This is a genomic window from Kitasatospora sp. NPDC096077, assembly GCF_040303245.1.
GTDB lineage: Bacteria > Actinomycetota > Actinomycetes > Streptomycetales > Streptomycetaceae > Kitasatospora.
In genome coordinates, this window is sequence record NZ_JBEOSV010000017.1 from 81343 (window position 1) to 96510 (window position 15168).

A 15168-nucleotide genomic window follows, 5' to 3' on the forward strand; every position below is an offset into this window, starting at 1 on the left:
GCCGCCACCCCCAGGAGCGGGGTGGCGGCCACCGCCGCGTTCCCATCCAGCTTCCGCGTCGCCCGCGGATTTCTGGACTTGTGGGTCCATTTTCGGCTGCCTAGCGTGCTGGACGTTCCCTCCGAACGAACCCCGCCCGTACAGCAGGAAGGTGGCATCCGACATGCACGCGATCCGGATCGAGGAGCACGGCGGCCCCGAGGTCATGCGCTGGACCGAACTGCCCGACCCCGTCCCCGGCCCCGGCGAGGCCGTGGTGCGGGTGGCGGCGGCCGGGGTGAACTTCCTGGACATCGGCGCCCGCGCGCGGGGCGGGTTCGGCTGGGCGGCGCCCACGGTCCTGGGCGTCGAGGGCGCCGGCCGGGTCACCGCCCTCGGCGCGGGGGTGACGGGCCTGGCGGTGGGCGACCGGGTGGCCTGGTTCTACCACCAGGGCAGCTACACCGAGTTGCTGGCGATCCCGGCCGAGAAGCTGGTGCCGGTCCCCGACGGGATCGACGACGGGACGGCGGCCGCCGTGCTGCTCCAGGGGCTGACCGCCAGTCATCTGAGCATCGAGACCTACCCGGTCGGCCCGGGTGACACCGCCGTGGTGCACGCCGCGGCCGGCGGGGTGGGCCTGCTGCTCACCCAGTTCGTCAAGGCCCGCGGCGGCAGCGTGATCGGCCTGGTCTCGCGCGAGGAGAAGGCCGCCGCCGCGAAGGAGGCCGGCGCCGACCACGTCCTGGTCCACTCCGGCCCCGGATTCGAGGAACGGGTACGGGAGTTGACCGGCGGCCGCGGGGCCGACGTCGTCTACGACGGCAGTGGTTCCGAGACCTTCGCCTCCTCCCAGCTGGCCCTGCGCCCGCACGGCGTGCACGCCTACTACGGCCCCGTCCTCGGGGTCCCGACGCTGCGGCCCACCGACCTGCCCAACAGCATCCTGCTGACCTTCCCGCTGGTCCACCACCACGTCCCCACCCGCGAGGCCCTGCTGCGGCGCACCGGCGAGCTGTTCGACCTGATCCTGGCCGGGCGGCTGACCCCGCGGATCACCGGCCGCTACCCGCTCGCCGAGGCCGCCCGGGCACACGCCGACCTGGAGTCCCGCCGCAGCACCGGCAAACTGCTCCTCCTGCCGTGACCGGAGCCGCTCAGGCCTCGGCGCGGACGGCGTAGCCGCGCAGGAGTGCGGTCAGGATGCCGGTGAGGCGGGGTTCGACGTCGACGACGGCGTGGGCGAGCTCGGGGGTGGACTGGTAGAAGCGGCGCAGCTCGGTGCCGGGCGCGGCCATCTGCCACAGGGCGCCGGCCATGGCGGTGGCGGTGGCGACGGTGTCGCCGCCCTGGTGGGGGGTGAGCGGGAGGGCCTCGCCCAGGGCGGCGGCGACGGCGGCGACCTCGGCCACGGCGATGACCTTGAAGGCGCGGACGGCGTCGAAGGAGACGCCGCGTTCGAGGTTGAGGGGGGTGTGGGCGAGCAGGTCGCAGAAGAGCGGGCGGGCGGCCAGGGTCCCGGCGAGGACGCCGGCGGCCGCGGCGAACCGGCCTTCCGGGTCGTCCGCGCTCTCTTCCGTCAGTCGGCCGAGCCGGTCGCGGGCCTCCCGGGACCACTCCTGCCAGCCACTGGCGGCCAGTCGCAGGAAGATCTCCTCCCGCGTCTCGAAGTAGCGCAGCATCGCCGATTTGTGCATGCCGACGGCGGCGGCGATGTCGGTGAGGGTCACCGCGCGGACGCCGTGCTCGGTGGCCAGGCGGGCGGCGGCCTCAAGGATCGCGGTCTCGCGGATGCGCTTGGCCTCGGCACTGCGGGCGCGTTCGAACTTCGGCTGGGTCACCGGCCCATTCTAGCGCAACCAAGTTGCGTTATTATCACAACAGTGTTTCGCCGGAAGCATGCCAGAAGCACTCCGGAAGTACCCCGCCGACCCGCCGCACGGACACCGGGTAGCGTCGGCGGACACCGTCAGCCGTACCGGGGAGGGACTCATGACGCTGACCCGCAAGGGCGCCGCGACCAGGCTGCGCATCGTCGAGGGCACGGCCGGACAGATCCGCGACGAGGGCGTCTTCGCGCTGCGGCTGGAGGACGTCATGGCCCGCACCGCGACCAGCAAGAGCCAGCTGTTCCACTACTTCCCCGGCGGCAAGGACGAGTTGCTGCTGGCCGTGGCCCAGCACGAGGCGGACCGGATCCTCGCCGACCAGCAGCCCGAGCTGGGCTCGCTGACCTCCTGGGAGGCCTGGCGGCAGTGGCGCGACACGGTCGTCGCCCGCTACCGCGCCCAGGGGGTGCACTGCCCGTTGCAGACGGCGCTGTCCCAGCTGAGCCCGGCCACCGACGCGGCGCGGACGGTGGCGGTCCGGTTGATGGAGCGGTGGCAGGAGCAGCTCGCCGCGGGTGTCCGCCATCTGCAGGCCACCGGCCTGACCGCCCCGGAGCTGGACGCCGACCGGGAGGCCGCGGCGCTGCTGGCCGGCATCCAGGGCGGTGTGATGATCCTGCTGGTCACGGGCTCCACCGCCCATCTGGAGGCCGCCCTGGACCTGGGCATCGCCCGGCTGCACGAGGCCCGCCCCACCTCCTGAACCCGCCGCCCGCCTCCTGACCCGGCGCCCCGGACCGGGGCCGGCGGTCCGGACCGGCACGCCGAAACGTGGCGGGACACACACCCGAAAGCCCCGAACGTGACCAGGGTCACCCCCGGCGGCCCCGCGCGGCGGCGAACGGCGACCCGGCCTGTGAGAACTGGGAAGGGCGCCGACGGGCACGGGCCGAGGTCCTGTCCGCTTCGGGACCTTGGTCATGAATCCGGCTGACTTTCGCCCCCGTGGCCACCCCCTCGACCCCGGGCAACCGTGGACGGTCGCCCGGTGTGACCGGGCGATGGCGCCGCTCAGCGTGGGCGGCGTCGTTCCCTGCCGTCTACCCGGCGCACGGCGCGCGTGAAGAGCGCGAGGCCGTACGCTCCGGAGGACCCCGAAGCCCATGTCCCAAACGATCGACAACGCCCCGTATACCGCCTTCCACCGCCGGCTGGCGCTCGCCTGTTCCGGCGGCCCGCTGCTCGACGGCTACATCCTGAGCATCGTCGGCGTCGCGCTGATCGGGATGCGCCCCGACCTCGGCCTGTCCACCGCGGAGGTCAGCCTGATCGGCGCCGCCGCCCTGGTGGGCATGTTCGTCGGCGGCGCCCTGTTCGGCGTGCTGACCGACAAGATCGGCCGGGAGGTGATGTACACCGCCGACCTGCTGGTGATGGTCGCCTGCTCGGTGCTCTCGTTCTGGGTCGACTCGGTGTGGGCGATCACCGTGCTGCGCTTCGTGCTCGGCATGGCCGTCGCCGCCGACTACCCGATCGCCACCTCCCTGCTCGCCGAGTGGCTGCCCGCCAAGCACCGCGGGCGGCTGCTCGGTCAGCAGATCGTCGCCTGGTACGCCGGCTCGGTGCTCGCCTACATCGTGGGCTACCTGTTCCTGGAGCTGGCCGGACCGGGCAGCTGGCGGTGGATGCTGGCCAGTTCGACGGTGCTGTGCGTGGTGTTCCTGGTGATCCGCCGCGGCTCCCCGGAGTCGCCGCGCTGGCTGGCCGCCAACGGGCGGGTCGGCGACGCGGTGCGCGTGGTGGAGAAGCACCTCGGGGTGCGGGTCGACGGCCGCGAGCTGATGCCCGACCCGGCCGCACGCGCCCGCAGCGCGGGCGGGCTGCGCCTGCTGATGACCCCGCCCTACCGGCGCCGCACCCTGTTCTGCGGCCTGTTCTTCCTCTGCCAGGTCGGCCCGCTGTTCGCGATGCTCACCTTCGGCCCGCAGATCCTCTCCTCCTTCGGCATGCCCGGCGGCACCATGATGGAGACCCTGGGCACCGGCCTGATCAGCCTGGTCTTCCTGCTCGGCTGCTACCCGGCACTGCGCCTGATCGACACCAGGGGCCGGCGGCCCGTCATCATCTGGTCCTTCGCGCTGATGACCGTCCCGCTGGCGCTGCTGGGCGTGTGGCCCACCGCCCCGGCCGCGATCGCGCTGACCGCGCTGTGCGCGTACGCCTTCCTGTGCGGCGGGCCGAACGTGCTCGACTGGACCTACCCCAACGAGCTGTTCCCCACCGAGATCCGGGCCACCGCCGTGGGGGTGGCCACCTCGGTAAGCCGCATCGGCGCGGCCATCGGCACCTACCTGCTGCCGCTGTCCCTGACCGGCCTGGGCACCGGCCCGACCATGCTGATCGCCGCCGGTGTGACGGCGCTGGGCCTGCTGGTGTGCGTGCTGTGGGCGGAGGAGACCCGCGGCACCGCGCTGGGCGCCGCCCCGGCCGCGCCCCGCGCCGCCCAGGGCCCGGGCGTTCCGACGCAGCGCGTCCCGCAGGCGGTGCGCTGACCGACGGCCGGCGCGTGAACGGCGGCGCCGTCCGGGACCACTCCCGGGCGGCGCCGCCGTCGTTTCTCACCACCAGCAGTCGTCCGCGGTGCCGGCGACGCCGTTCAGGCGGTTCAGGACGGACCGGAAGACCCATCGGTCGAGGTACGGCGCGTACCGGGAGTGGGGCGGGAGGGGGTCGTCGCGTTCGACGCCCGGGGGCAGTCCGCCGGTGGCGGGCGCGAGTTCGCGTTGGTCGCGGAAGGCGAGGGAGGTCCAGAACTCGGCGGCCAGCGGCGCGACCGCCACGCCCGGGGGCGTGGGCCAGGACTCGCCGGTGCGGGGGTGGCGCGGGACCACGGCGATGTCGGGCAGGGGGTCGGACAGCGGCCGGCCCGGTCCGGCCAGGACCGCGCGCCGGGCCGGCGCGCTCGGGAGGGTCGCCGGGGGCGGCAGCTGGCCGAGGAGCGGACGGAAGGCCTGTGCGAGCGGGCCCGCCGCGGGGGCGAGGGGTGCGTCGCCGGCGGCGAAGACCAGGTGGGCCAGCGTCACGGCGGCCTCCACGTCCCAGCGGATGCTCCGGCGTCCGTCCGCTTCCGACAGGCCGGCGGCGCGCCGGCGGTCGGTGACGGTGGCCCAGTCCTCGACCGGGCGGGCCGGGCCCGCCGGGACGGGGCGCACGGCCGCGGGCACCAGCCAGGTGGCCTGCCACAGGGAGCAGTCGTCGATCCTGGTGGCCACCTTCCCGCCGCAGCCGGCGCAGGTGACGTTCGGGCCGTAGCGGCCGTCGATGCCGCAGCAGGCGCCGAGTTCACGCCGCTGGACCAGGTCGGTGCCGTGGGCGTCACCGGGGGCGATCACGATCGAGCGCGCCCGCCCGTCGGGGTCCTCGTCGACGCCGTAGGTGCCCGAGGCCATCAGGACGGGCATGGCCACCCCGTTGCCGTACTGCAGGCCGGCGTAGAGCGGGAACGCGACCCGCGACAGCGGCGCGGTGAGGGCCGTGCCGCACCCCCTGCACTCGAAGACCTCCACGCCCGCCCGTTCCCCCTTCGTCCGCACCGCCGACCGGCGAGTATCGCCGTCCGCGGGGGCCGCGGCCAACGGGTTTTCCGGGCCGGGCCGCCCCCGGCCCGCCCCGCCCGCCCGGGGCTGCCGGGCGGTGTTGTCAAGTCCGTACCGGGACCGGCTGATCGGCAGTAGCCTCGGGCCCTCTGCAACGACGGCCCTGGCGGGCGAACGGGAGGCGGCGGTGGCCGAGGGGAAGGCCGGGAGCGGCGGTGGGGCCGGGCGGGACGGGGAGCCACTGCACGAACGCGAGGCCGAACTCCGTTCCGCGGCGCGGGCGGTCGGGGCACTCACCCGGCCCGCCGGCACCGGCGTGGGGGAACTGCTGCTCTACACCGGCGCGGCCGGGCTGGGCAAGACCGCGATGCTGACCGAGGTGCGGCGGGCGGCGAAGCGCGCGGGCTGCACGGTGCTGTTCGCCCGGGGCGGGCAGCGGCAGTGCCACGAGTCGTTCCACGTGGTGCGCCAGTTGGTGCGGCCGGTGCTGTCGGCGCTGTCCGACGACGAGCGGGCGTGGGTCTTCGGGCCGTGGGCGGACGTCGTCGGCCCCGCGGCGGGCCTGCTGCCGCCCGGCGGACAGCTGGACCCGCAAGGGGTGCGCGACGGGCTGGACTTCGTCCTCACCCGTCTCGTGCAGCTGCGTTCGCCACTGGCCGTGCTGGTCGACGACCTGCACTGGGCCGACCCGGAGTCGCTCGGCTGGCTGGCCGGCTTCGCGGTGCGCGCCCGGGAGCTGCCGGCCCTGCTGGTGCTCGCCTGCCGCGACGAGTTCCCCGACGACGCGCTGGCCCTGCAGCGCGGCCTCACCGAGCGGGCCGACCGCCGGCACGAACTGCGCCCGCTCCAGCCCGACTCGGTCGCGCACCTGGTCCGCGCGGCGCTGGGCGCGCAGGCCGAGGACGCCTTCTGCCGTCACGTCTGGGCGGTCACCGCCGGGAACCCGTACGAGACCGCCGCCCTGCTGCGCGAGGTGGCCGACCAGCGGCTCGACCCGGTCGAGGAGAGCACCGGCCTGCTGCGCGAGATCGCCGCCACCGCCCGGGGGATGACGCTGCGGCACTGGCTGGACCGGCTCGGGCCCACCACGCTGCGCTTCGCCTGGGCGGCGTCGGTGCTGGACACCGACATCCGCCCCGAACTCGCCGCCGTCATCTGCGCGCAGGGACCGGAGGCCGCCGCCCAGTCGGTCCGGGAACTGCGCCGGCACCGGGTGCTGACCGGCACCCCGGCGGGCCGGCTGGAGTTCGTCCACCCGCTGATCGCCACCTCGGTCTACCAGTCGATGCCGCCCGCCACCCGCACCGGGATGCACGGAGTGGCCGCCGTGGAGATCGAGAACGCCGGCCTCGGCCTGCTCGCGGCCTCCCGGCACCTGCTGGAGATCCTGCCCGAAGGGGACGGCCGCATCGTCGCCAAGCTGCGCCTGGCGGCCCGCGAACACCTGGCCATCGGCGCACCCGAGGCGGCGCAGCGCTGCCTGCGCCGGGCCATCAGCGAACCGCCCGCCGACGAGGACCGGGCCTCGTTGCTCTACGAGCTCGGCTGCTCGGCCCTGCTCACCGACCCGGCGACCACCGTCAACCAGCTGCGCCTGGCGCTCGCCGACCCGTACGGGCTGGATCCCGGGCTGCGGGTGGACGCGACCTTCCGGCTCGCCCAGGCCCTCGCCCACAGCAACCGGCTGGGCGAGGCCGCCGCGCTGTGCGCCGAGGAGGCCGCGCTCACCGTGCCCGGTCCGGGGCGGCTGCGGCTGGAGGTCGCCCACTTCATGTTCGCCACGTTCCAGTCCGAGGACGCGGACGGCCCGGGCCGCTCCCGGCGGCTCGCGGAGTTCCACCGGATGCTGGACACCGTGGGGCTGGCCTTCACCGACGTCGACGCGGACGCGGGGGCTCCGGGCGGGGCCGTGTTCGAACACGACGGCCTGGCCCACGCGGTGGCCGTGCTGCGCTGCTGGGACCTCACGCTGCGCGGCGCCGACCACGCGTCGGCGCTCGCGCTGGCCGAATCCGCGCTGCCGGACGGCCGGCTGCCCCGCAGCCTCGGCTGGACCAACACCACCTGGGGCTTCGAGCTGCCGGGGGTCCTGGGCCTCAGCTACCTCTACGCGGACCGCGTCGACCGGGCGGAGGAGTTGTTCACCGAGGCGGTGCGCGCCTACGAGGTCGCCGGGTGGAGCGGCGGCCACCTCGGCTTCGCCTACCTGCTGACCGGCATGCTGCGGTTCCGCTGCGGCGCGCTCGTCGAGGCGGAGGACTACCTGCGCCGCGCCCTGCGCAGCGCGGTGCGGATAGGCCCGGGCAATCCGCTGCACTGGGACGCGGTCGGGGCGCTGGCGGAGACCCTGGCCGCGCGCGGCCGGCTGGAGGAGGCCCTGGAACTCGCCCGCGAGCACGCCTTCGGCCCGCCGTTCCCGACGGTGATGGTGCTGCCCGACGCCCCCACGCTGTACGGCCGTCTGCTGCTGGCCCGGGGCGACGCGCCGGGCGCGGCGCAGGTGCTGACCGCCGCCGGTGCGGCCCTGGACGCGCGCGGGTGGCGCAACACGGTGTGGGCGCCGTGGCTGGGCCACCTGGCCCGCGCGGTGGCCGGCGACCGCCCCGAGCGGGCCCGTGACCTCGCCGAGGAGGGGGTGCGCCGGGCCCGGGAGTCCCGGACGGACTCGGGGGTCGGCAGCGCCTTGCGGCTGTGCGCCGCGGTGCACGGGCCTGGGCGCGCGGTCGGGCTGCTGACGGAGGCGGTCCAGCGCCTGGAGCGCTCACCGGCCCGTTATGAGCACGCCTTGGCCCTGGTCGATCTCGGCACGGCGCTGGACCGCGCCCCGCGGGCGCGCGCCGTGCTCGCCGAGGGCCTGGAGCTGGCCGTCCGCTGCGGCGCCGACGGCCTGGCCGCCCGGGCCCGCGGCCTCCTGCGCCCGGGCGCGGATGCGCTGCCGGGTTGAGGCGACGGCTTCCGGTCGAGGTGAGGGCGGCGCCGTCCGGGGTGTGTCCCGGGCGGCGCCGTCGTCGCTCCACCGGCCGCCCGACCGCCCGCCCGACCGCCCGCCCGTTGAATTTATCGTCCCGTGCAACTATTGTGGGAACACATAACGCGCATCAGCAAGCGCCTGCGCCCAGGCGCCGCCCACCCACGGGAGTCCGACATGAGCACCACCCTCTTCACCCCGTACACCCTGCGGGAGCTCACCGTCCCCAACCGGGTCTGGATGCCGCCGATGTGCCAGTACAGCGCCGCGCCGGCCGGCCCGGACGCCGGGGTGCCCGACGAGTGGCACTACACCCACCTCGCGGCGCGGGCCGCCGGCGGCACCGGGCTGATCATCGTGGAGGCCACCGCCGTCAGCCCCGAGGGCCGGATCAGCCCGTACGACCTCGGCCTGTGGAACGACACCCAGCGCGACGCCTTCCGCCGGATCACCGCCTTCCTCAAGGGGCAGGGCGCCGTCCCCGCCATCCAGCTCGGCCACGCCGGTCGCAAGGCCTCCACCGAGCGGCCCTGGGTCGAGCGCGGGCGCGCCCTGGCCCCCGAGGAGGAGCACGGCTGGACCCCGGTCTCCCCCAGCGCCGTCGCCTTCTCCCCCGACCACACCACCCCGGACGAGCTGACGGTCGATCAGATCCAGTCCATCGTGCGGCAGTTCGCCGACGCGGCCCGGCGGGCGCTGGAGGCGGGCTTCCAGGCCGTCGAACTGCACGGCGCCCACGGCTACCTGATCCACCAGTTCCTCTCCCCGCAGAGCAACCGCCGCACCGACGGCTACGGCGGCTCCTTCGAGGGCCGGATCCGCTTCGCCCTGGAGGTCGTCGACGCGGTGCGCGCGGTGTGGCCCGAGGAGCTGCCGCTGTTCTTCCGCGTCTCGGCCACCGACTGGCTGACCGAGAACCCCGAGGACGGCCGCGAGGGCTGGACCTCCGAGGACACCGTCCGGCTGGCCAAGGAGCTCCAGGCGCACGGCGTGGACCTGCTGGACGTCTCCACCGGCGGACTGGTGCCCGACGCCCGGATCGAGGCCGCGCCCGGCTTCCAGGTGCCCTTCGCCGAGGCCGTGCGCAACGAGGCCGGCCTGCCGGTGGCGGCCGTCGGCCTGATCACCGAGCCCGCCCAGGCCCAGGCCATCCTCACCGACGGCCGCGCCGACGCCGTCCTGATCGGCCGCGAGCTGCTGCGCAACCCCTTCTGGGCCCGCCACGCGGCCGGCGCCCTGGGCGGCGAGGTCCACTCCCCGATCCAGTACCACCGCGCCTGAGCCGCCTGACGGCGCCCCGAAACCGCGACAGCCGGACACCGCCACCCCGTAAAAGGGCTGCGGTGTCCGGCTGTTGACGGTACGTCAGGAATTGCCGCGGCCCAGGAAGTGCCCGGCGGTGGTGGCGCTGGTGGAGCGGCGGTCGTGCGAGCCGTCCTCGACGACGTGGATCATGCTGCTGTCCGGGTCCATGCCGCGGTCCTTGGCCCAGCCGCTGACCAGGTGGGTCATCTCGTTGTTGGCGTCCAGGTAGGTGTCGGAGATCTGGGCGTTGGCGACGCTGTTGTTGGCGTTCTTCATCTGGTTGTCCCAGTCGAAGGCCCAGGTGTCGACCAGGCGTTGGGCGCTGTCGCCGACCCACGGGATGGGGGTCAGCGGCGCGCCGATGATGTGGTCGGCGACCTTGGACTTCCAGTCGGCCAGGGTGTTGGCGTCGTCGCGCTTGTCCATCGAGACGTCGGCGCGGATCGCGTCGTAGACGCCGAGGCCCGCGGCGCCCTTGTTCATCACGTCCTGGATGTCGTTCTGCGAGGGGTTGGGCCCCAGCGAGGACAGCTCCTGGGCGACCTTGGCGCTCTCCGCCTGGTGCAGGGTGGCGTAGGCGTCGGGGTTGTCGGACAGTCCGCGCATCACCCGCACCAGGCTGTCCTCGCCGACGCCCATGTGCACGGTGCCGCCCGCGTCCGTCCACACCGCGCTGCCGTGGTCCAGGTACTGGGAGTTGCGGCCGTTGAAGATCTCGTGGCTGTCGTCGGTGTAGTCGGCCAGGGCGTTGGCCAGCGGCTGGCGCAGATTGGCGTTGATCTTGTTGCCGCCCTGGCCCTCGTCCAGGGTGGTGACGGTGTCGTGCATGATCCGGGCCTGGGCCTCGGTGTGGTGGCCGCTGTGCGGGGCGCCGGCCGGCTGGCCGGTGGTCGCGGCCTCCAGGGCGGCGCCCAGGCCGCTCTGGGACAGCGGGTCGGGCATCTTCACCACGCCGGCGTAGGGGTTGGCGATCCAACCGTCGGGCCACTTGCGGTCCTTGAGCAGGTAGTGCAGGTGCTGGTTGCCGCCGCCGGAGTTCGGGTCCAGGTAGGCGGTGGCGGCGTCGGGCTCCCGGCCCATGATCGCGAGCACGTTGTCCAGCGGGTCGGCGCCCAGCGCGCCGCCGTTGTGGCCGGCCTTGTAGCTCCACGCGTCGGGGTGGTCGTGCTCGGTCTTGGTGATGTCGTCGGCGAGGTCGCCGAGCATCGGGGCCGAGTACTTGGCGTCGCCCTTGGTCATCAGGGTGGTGAGGACCTGGTAGCCGTACACCGGGTCGGTGTTGGAGCCGTAGTTGTTGTAGCCGACGTCCTGCACGCGCTTGCGCCAGTTGCGGTAGAAGTCGGTGTTGGTGTCCTGGGTCGCCGAGGCCAGGGCGTGGGTGAGGCCGCCCTGGAGGTCGGTGTAGGCGGCCTTCTTGTCGTCGCCGGGGCTGCTGAGCTTCTGGGAGAGTTTGAGCAGGCCGTCCGGGCCGAGCCGGTCCAGCATGGCCTGGGAGAAGGCCGGGTGGTCGGCCTTGTCCGTCATCAGGTCCCGCAGCTGGGTGAGCTGGTCCGGGGTGAGGTCGTCCAGGTGGAGCGCCAGGTCGGCGGCGCGCCGGGCGTCCCCGCCGTCACCGCCGCCCACGGCCTGGCCGTTGAAGGTGGTGTCCAGCGGGGTGCCGGCCTTGGAGGCGCCGCGCAGGGCGGCGGCGATGCGCTGGTCGGCGCGGGTGGCGGCCTGGACGCCCGCGGCGATCGCCTTGGTCCACTTGTCGGCCGCGTCCTGGTAGGACTGACGGGCCTCCGGGTCGTGGTGCAGCGCCTGGCGGGTCGCCGGGTCCAGGGTGGTCTCGTCGAAGACGGCGGTGCCGGTGCCGGTGACCTTGAAGCCGTCCTTGACCGCTCCGTCGGCGGCGTCCCGGGTCTGCTTCTGCGCGGCCGCGAAGTCGGTGTGCGCCTCGTCCAGCAGCGAGGCCATCGCGTTGGCCTCGGTCTGGGCGTCGACGATCTGGCCCTTGGTGCCCAGCAGCGCCGCGTTCGCCAGGTTCGCCGTGGTGCCGGTCCACCAGGGGCCGCCGCCCAGACCGTTGCCGCCCAGACCGTTGCCGGGCGGGAACAGGCCGTTGCCGCCGATGCCGGTGGTGGTGCCGCTGCCGCCCAGGACGTCCTGCTCCATGGTGGTCTGCATCGTGTGGAAGCGGGTGGCCATCGCCCGCCACTGGGTGGCGGCGGCGGTCAGCGCGTCCGGATTGGCGTTGATGACGTCTTCGTATCCGAGCATGGTCACGGCACCTGGAGGGACTGGACGACGGACAGGTTGGTACTGCGGTAGTTGGCGCCGGTGCCCTGCATCGCGGCGGCGTTGGCGTTCAGCCGCCCGGTCAGCGCCTGGACCTGCTGGTGCCACTCGTCCAGCGACTCCTTCAGCGCCCCCGAGCTGTCCCAGCCCTTGAGCGCGCCGACGGCCGTCCCGGTGGCGTCGTTGGCGACCCCGCCCGCGCCCGGACAGTCGTGGGCCAGGTTGGTCAGCGTGGTGTGGGCCTTGTCCAGCGCGTCATGGTTGACCCCGAACCCGCCTGGTGCCGGTGTGCTCATCCGTCGATCCCTCACGTGTGGTGACCCGATGGTGTGGTCACCGGGCGCGCCGATGATCGTAAGTCCGCAGAGCGCGGTTTGCGCAAGGATTCATCAGTGGATACCCCCGGCTTCGGCCGGGGGAGAAACGGACTGCCTGTTAAGCAGCGGTCCGTCTGGCGGCGGTTCGTCGCCAGACGGACCGCTGTTGAACTGACCGCGTCCGGTTGTCAGTGCCGACCGGTAAGTTGATTTCGTGCATCTCAGGTACTCGTTTCGCATCTATCCGACGGAGGGCCAGCGACGCTCGCTGGCACGTGCGTTCGGATGCGCGCGAGTGGTGTACAACGATGCGCTCGCCCTGCGTGAGGCCGCGTGGAGGGCGGACGGGTCGAGGATCCCGATCGGCGCCCTCGCCAAGTCGGTGATCACGGAGGCGAAGAAGACGGATGCCAGGTCATGGCTGGGATCGGTCTCGGTGGACGCGTTGCAGTCATCGCTGCGCGACCTGGACACCGCGTACCGCAACTTCTTCGACTCGATGTCCGGAAAGCGGGCCGGTCACTCGGTGGGGCGGCCGGTCTTCAAGTCGCGCAAGGACAGCCGTCAGTCACTGCGGTTCTCCCGCAACGGGTTCCGGCTGCGAGGCAACGGGAAGCTCAACCTGGCCAGGATCGGCAATGTGCGGGTGAAGTGGTCCAGGCCGCTGCCCGCCGATCCGTCGTCGGTGACGATCGTGCTGGACCCGTCGGGGCGGTACCACGCTTCGTTCGTGGTGGACATCGAACCGAGCCACCTGCCCGAGCTGGACACCGAGGTCGGCATCGACCTCGGGCTGACCACCTACGCCGTCCTGTCCGATGGCAGTGCGATCGACAACCCACGCTTCCTCCGCAAGGCGGAGAGGCGGGTCAAGGCCGCGCAGCGGGAGCTGTCCCGCAAGGCCAAGGGCAGCAGGAACCGGGCCAAGGCCCGACACAGGGTCGCCAAGGCGCACGCCAAGGTGACCGACACCCGCATGGACTGGCTGCACAAGCAGACCACCAGGATCATCCGTGAAACCCAAGCGGTGTACCTGGAGGACCTGAACGTGCGCGGCCTCGCCCGAGGCCGCCTGGCCAAGTCCGTCCACGACGCCGGATGGTCCACCTTCCGGCGCCTGCTCGAAGAAAAAGCGGCCCGGTACGGGCGGCACGTCGGCATCGTCCACCGCACGTTCCCGTCCTCCCAGCTCTGCTCGGGGTGCGGACACCGCGACGGACCCAAACCTCTCGCGGTACGCGAGTGGGCCTGTGGCGCTTGTGGTGTCCTCCATGACCGCGACCTCAACGCCGCTCGGAACATCCTGGCCGCCGGGCAGGCGGACAGGCTAAACGCCTGCGGAGGGCCGGTGAGACCGGGCGTGGCAATCCCACGCCGGGCACGGCCCGTCGAAACAGGAACCCACCGCAACGTCGACCGCGCCGGGCGCAAGCCCTGTGCCGCCGGCAGGGCCGGGATTCCCGCGCTCTGAGCACGGGGAGGATGTCAACAGGGATTCGTCACCGCCCGAAACCCGAAAGGCCGTTCGGGTACGGCGCAAGCTGGTGGGCCATCCGGGCTGCCGCGCGGCGGACGCACTGGTGCGCCGTTGACGCCCTCCCCGGCCCCGTCTTACAACGGAGCCCCCGAGAACCCCGAGGAGCAATCCCATGGCTCCGGACGAACCCCGCTGCCCCGTGCTCGACGTGACCGCCCGCACCCTCCACCAGCAGAACGCCCACCTGCGCTGCGCCGGACCCGCCGTCCGGGTCGAACTGCCCGACGGCATCCTCGCCTGGTCCGTCACCCGCAGCTCGGTGATCCGCGCCCTCACCGGCGACCCCCGCGTCTCCCGCGACCCGCGCAAGCACTGGCCCGGCCTCGCCGAGGTGCCCGACGGCTGGCCGATGGGCCCGATCGCCTTCCAGCAGAACTTCTTCAACCTCTACGGCGAGGAGCACCGCTCGGCCCGGCGGCTGATGGCGCCCTCGTTCTCGCCCCGCCGGGTCCTGGCGCTGCGCCCCGGGATCGAGGCGACCGCCGCCGCCCTCGTCGGCGCCTTCCGCACGCTCGCCCCCGGCGAGGCCGTCGACGTCCGCCGGGCCCTGTCCCTCCCGCTGACCATGACGGTGATCTGCGACCTGTTCGGCGTCCCGGCCGGCCTGCGGCCCCGGATCGGCACCGCGATGGACGCCCTGCTGACCACCACCGCGGCCAACGAGCAGATGGTGGCCTCCCGGACGGAGATGGACGCGGTGCTGGCCGAACTGCTGGCCCTCAAACGCCACGAGCCCGGCCCCGACCTCGCCAGCGACGTGGCCGCCCTGCCCACCGGCCGGGACGGCGGCCGCACCGAGCAGGAGTCCCGCGACATCCTCTTCCTGATGCTCGGCGCCGGCTACGAGACCGCCGTCAACCTCATCACCAGCGCCGTCCTCGCCCTGCTCACCCACCCCCACCACCTGGCCGCCGTCCGCGCCGGCACCCTGCGCTGGACGGACGTCGTCGAGGAGACCCTGCGCCACGAGAGCCCGGTGATGCACATCCCGCTGCGCTACCCGCTGGAGGACATCGACCTCGGCGAGGGCGTGGTCATCCGACGCGGCGAGCCGATCCTGATGGGCTTCGGCGCGGCCGGCCGCGACCCCGAGGCCCACCCCGACCACCCCGACGACTTCGACCCGACCCGCCCCGACAAGGACCACCTCGCCTTCGGCCACGGCCCGCACTTCTGCCTCGGCGCGCCGCTGGCCCGGCTGGAGGCCGAGGTCGCCCTGGCCTGCCTCTTCGGCGCCCACCCCGACACCGCCCTGGACCCCGACGGCCCACCGCCGGCCCGGCTGGAGTCCGTGATCATAAACGGCCCCGCCGAGCTCTGGATCGTCCCGACGCCCGCCCCGGCGTCCGGGAGGGCGTGA

The 15168-nt window shown here is 73.8% G+C and carries 11 protein-coding genes; 7 read left to right on the forward strand and 4 right to left on the reverse strand.

The genetic code is table 11. From position 1 onward, the window contains the following. Positions 1–163 precede the first annotated feature (163 nt). Complete coding sequence (locus tag ABTZ03_RS17375; RefSeq protein WP_350513822.1) at positions 164–1126, forward strand: quinone oxidoreductase family protein; 963 nt, start codon at positions 164–166, stop codon at positions 1124–1126. A gap of 10 nt (positions 1127–1136) precedes the next feature. On the opposite strand, the gene ABTZ03_RS17380 is transcribed toward ABTZ03_RS17375, so the two are convergent. Next, a complete protein-coding gene (locus tag ABTZ03_RS17380; RefSeq protein WP_350513823.1) occupies positions 1137–1820 on the reverse strand; it encodes a TetR/AcrR family transcriptional regulator in 684 nt (227 codons plus the stop codon). A 151-nt stretch (positions 1821–1971) separates the two neighbouring features. On the opposite strand from ABTZ03_RS17380, the gene ABTZ03_RS17385 reads away from it, so the two are divergent. Beyond that, the gene (locus ABTZ03_RS17385; RefSeq protein ID WP_350513824.1) at positions 1972–2571 is read left to right on the forward strand and encodes a TetR/AcrR family transcriptional regulator; all 600 of its coding nucleotides are present in this window, start codon (positions 1972–1974) and stop codon (positions 2569–2571) included. A gap of 400 nt (positions 2572–2971) precedes the next feature. Beyond that, on the forward strand, positions 2972–4360 hold the full coding sequence (locus ABTZ03_RS17390) for an MFS transporter (RefSeq protein WP_350513825.1): 1389 nt from the start codon (positions 2972–2974) through the stop codon (positions 4358–4360). Positions 4361–4426: 66 nt separating this feature from the next. Here ABTZ03_RS17390 and ABTZ03_RS17395 read toward each other — a convergent pair whose 3' ends face one another. Next, positions 4427–5374 (reverse strand): hypothetical protein, encoded by a 948-nt coding sequence (locus ABTZ03_RS17395; protein ID WP_350513826.1) that lies wholly within the window; start codon positions 5372–5374, stop codon positions 4427–4429. A 217-nt stretch (positions 5375–5591) separates the two neighbouring features. Here ABTZ03_RS17395 and ABTZ03_RS17400 point away from each other — a divergent pair, with 217 nt between their 5' ends. Both ABTZ03_RS17400 and ABTZ03_RS17405 read left to right on the forward strand, forming a co-directional pair. After that, positions 5592–8348: an ATP-binding protein gene (locus ABTZ03_RS17400; RefSeq protein WP_350513827.1), complete on the forward strand. Its 2757-nt coding sequence runs from the start codon at positions 5592–5594 to the stop codon at positions 8346–8348. A 201-nt stretch (positions 8349–8549) separates the two neighbouring features. Then, complete coding sequence (locus tag ABTZ03_RS17405; RefSeq protein WP_350513828.1) at positions 8550–9653, forward strand: NADH:flavin oxidoreductase/NADH oxidase; 1104 nt, start codon at positions 8550–8552, stop codon at positions 9651–9653. Positions 9654–9737: 84 nt separating this feature from the next. Here ABTZ03_RS17405 and ABTZ03_RS17410 read toward each other — a convergent pair whose 3' ends face one another. After that, complete coding sequence (locus ABTZ03_RS17410; RefSeq protein WP_350513829.1) at positions 9738–11936, reverse strand: DUF6571 family protein; 2199 nt, start codon at positions 11934–11936, stop codon at positions 9738–9740. Between the two features lie 2 nt (positions 11937–11938). Beyond that, on the reverse strand, positions 11939–12250 hold the full coding sequence (locus tag ABTZ03_RS17415; protein ID WP_350513830.1) for a hypothetical protein: 312 nt from the start codon (positions 12248–12250) through the stop codon (positions 11939–11941). 235 nt (positions 12251–12485) lie between these two features. On the opposite strand from ABTZ03_RS17415, the gene ABTZ03_RS17420 reads away from it, so the two are divergent. After that, positions 12486–13742 carry an RNA-guided endonuclease InsQ/TnpB family protein gene (locus ABTZ03_RS17420; RefSeq protein ID WP_350513831.1) on the forward strand — a complete coding sequence of 419 codons (1257 nt, stop codon included), beginning with the start codon at positions 12486–12488 and terminating at the stop codon, positions 13740–13742. A 178-nt stretch (positions 13743–13920) separates the two neighbouring features. Continuing rightward, positions 13921–15168 carry a cytochrome P450 family protein gene (locus tag ABTZ03_RS17425; protein WP_350513832.1) on the forward strand — a complete coding sequence of 416 codons (1248 nt, stop codon included), beginning with the start codon at positions 13921–13923 and terminating at the stop codon, positions 15166–15168.

What these genes read in the sequence shown, in the direction of transcription:
- ABTZ03_RS17375 (WP_350513822.1), top strand. Translation starts at nt 164, where the DNA reads ATGCACGCGATCCGGATCGAGGAGCACGGCGGCCCCGAGGTCATGCGC.
- ABTZ03_RS17385 (WP_350513824.1), top strand. Translation starts at nt 1,972, where the DNA reads ATGACGCTGACCCGCAAGGGCGCCGCGACCAGGCTGCGCATCGTCGAG.
- ABTZ03_RS17405 (WP_350513828.1), top strand. Translation starts at nt 8,550, where the DNA reads ATGAGCACCACCCTCTTCACCCCGTACACCCTGCGGGAGCTCACCGTC.
- ABTZ03_RS17415 (WP_350513830.1), bottom strand. Translation starts at nt 12,250, where the DNA reads ATGAGCACACCGGCACCAGGCGGGTTCGGGGTCAACCATGACGCGCTG.
- ABTZ03_RS17425 (WP_350513832.1), top strand. Translation starts at nt 13,921, where the DNA reads ATGGCTCCGGACGAACCCCGCTGCCCCGTGCTCGACGTGACCGCCCGC.
- ABTZ03_RS17410 (WP_350513829.1), bottom strand. Translation starts at nt 11,936, where the DNA reads ATGCTCGGATACGAAGACGTCATCAACGCCAATCCGGACGCGCTGACC.
- ABTZ03_RS17390 (WP_350513825.1), top strand. Translation starts at nt 2,972, where the DNA reads ATGTCCCAAACGATCGACAACGCCCCGTATACCGCCTTCCACCGCCGG.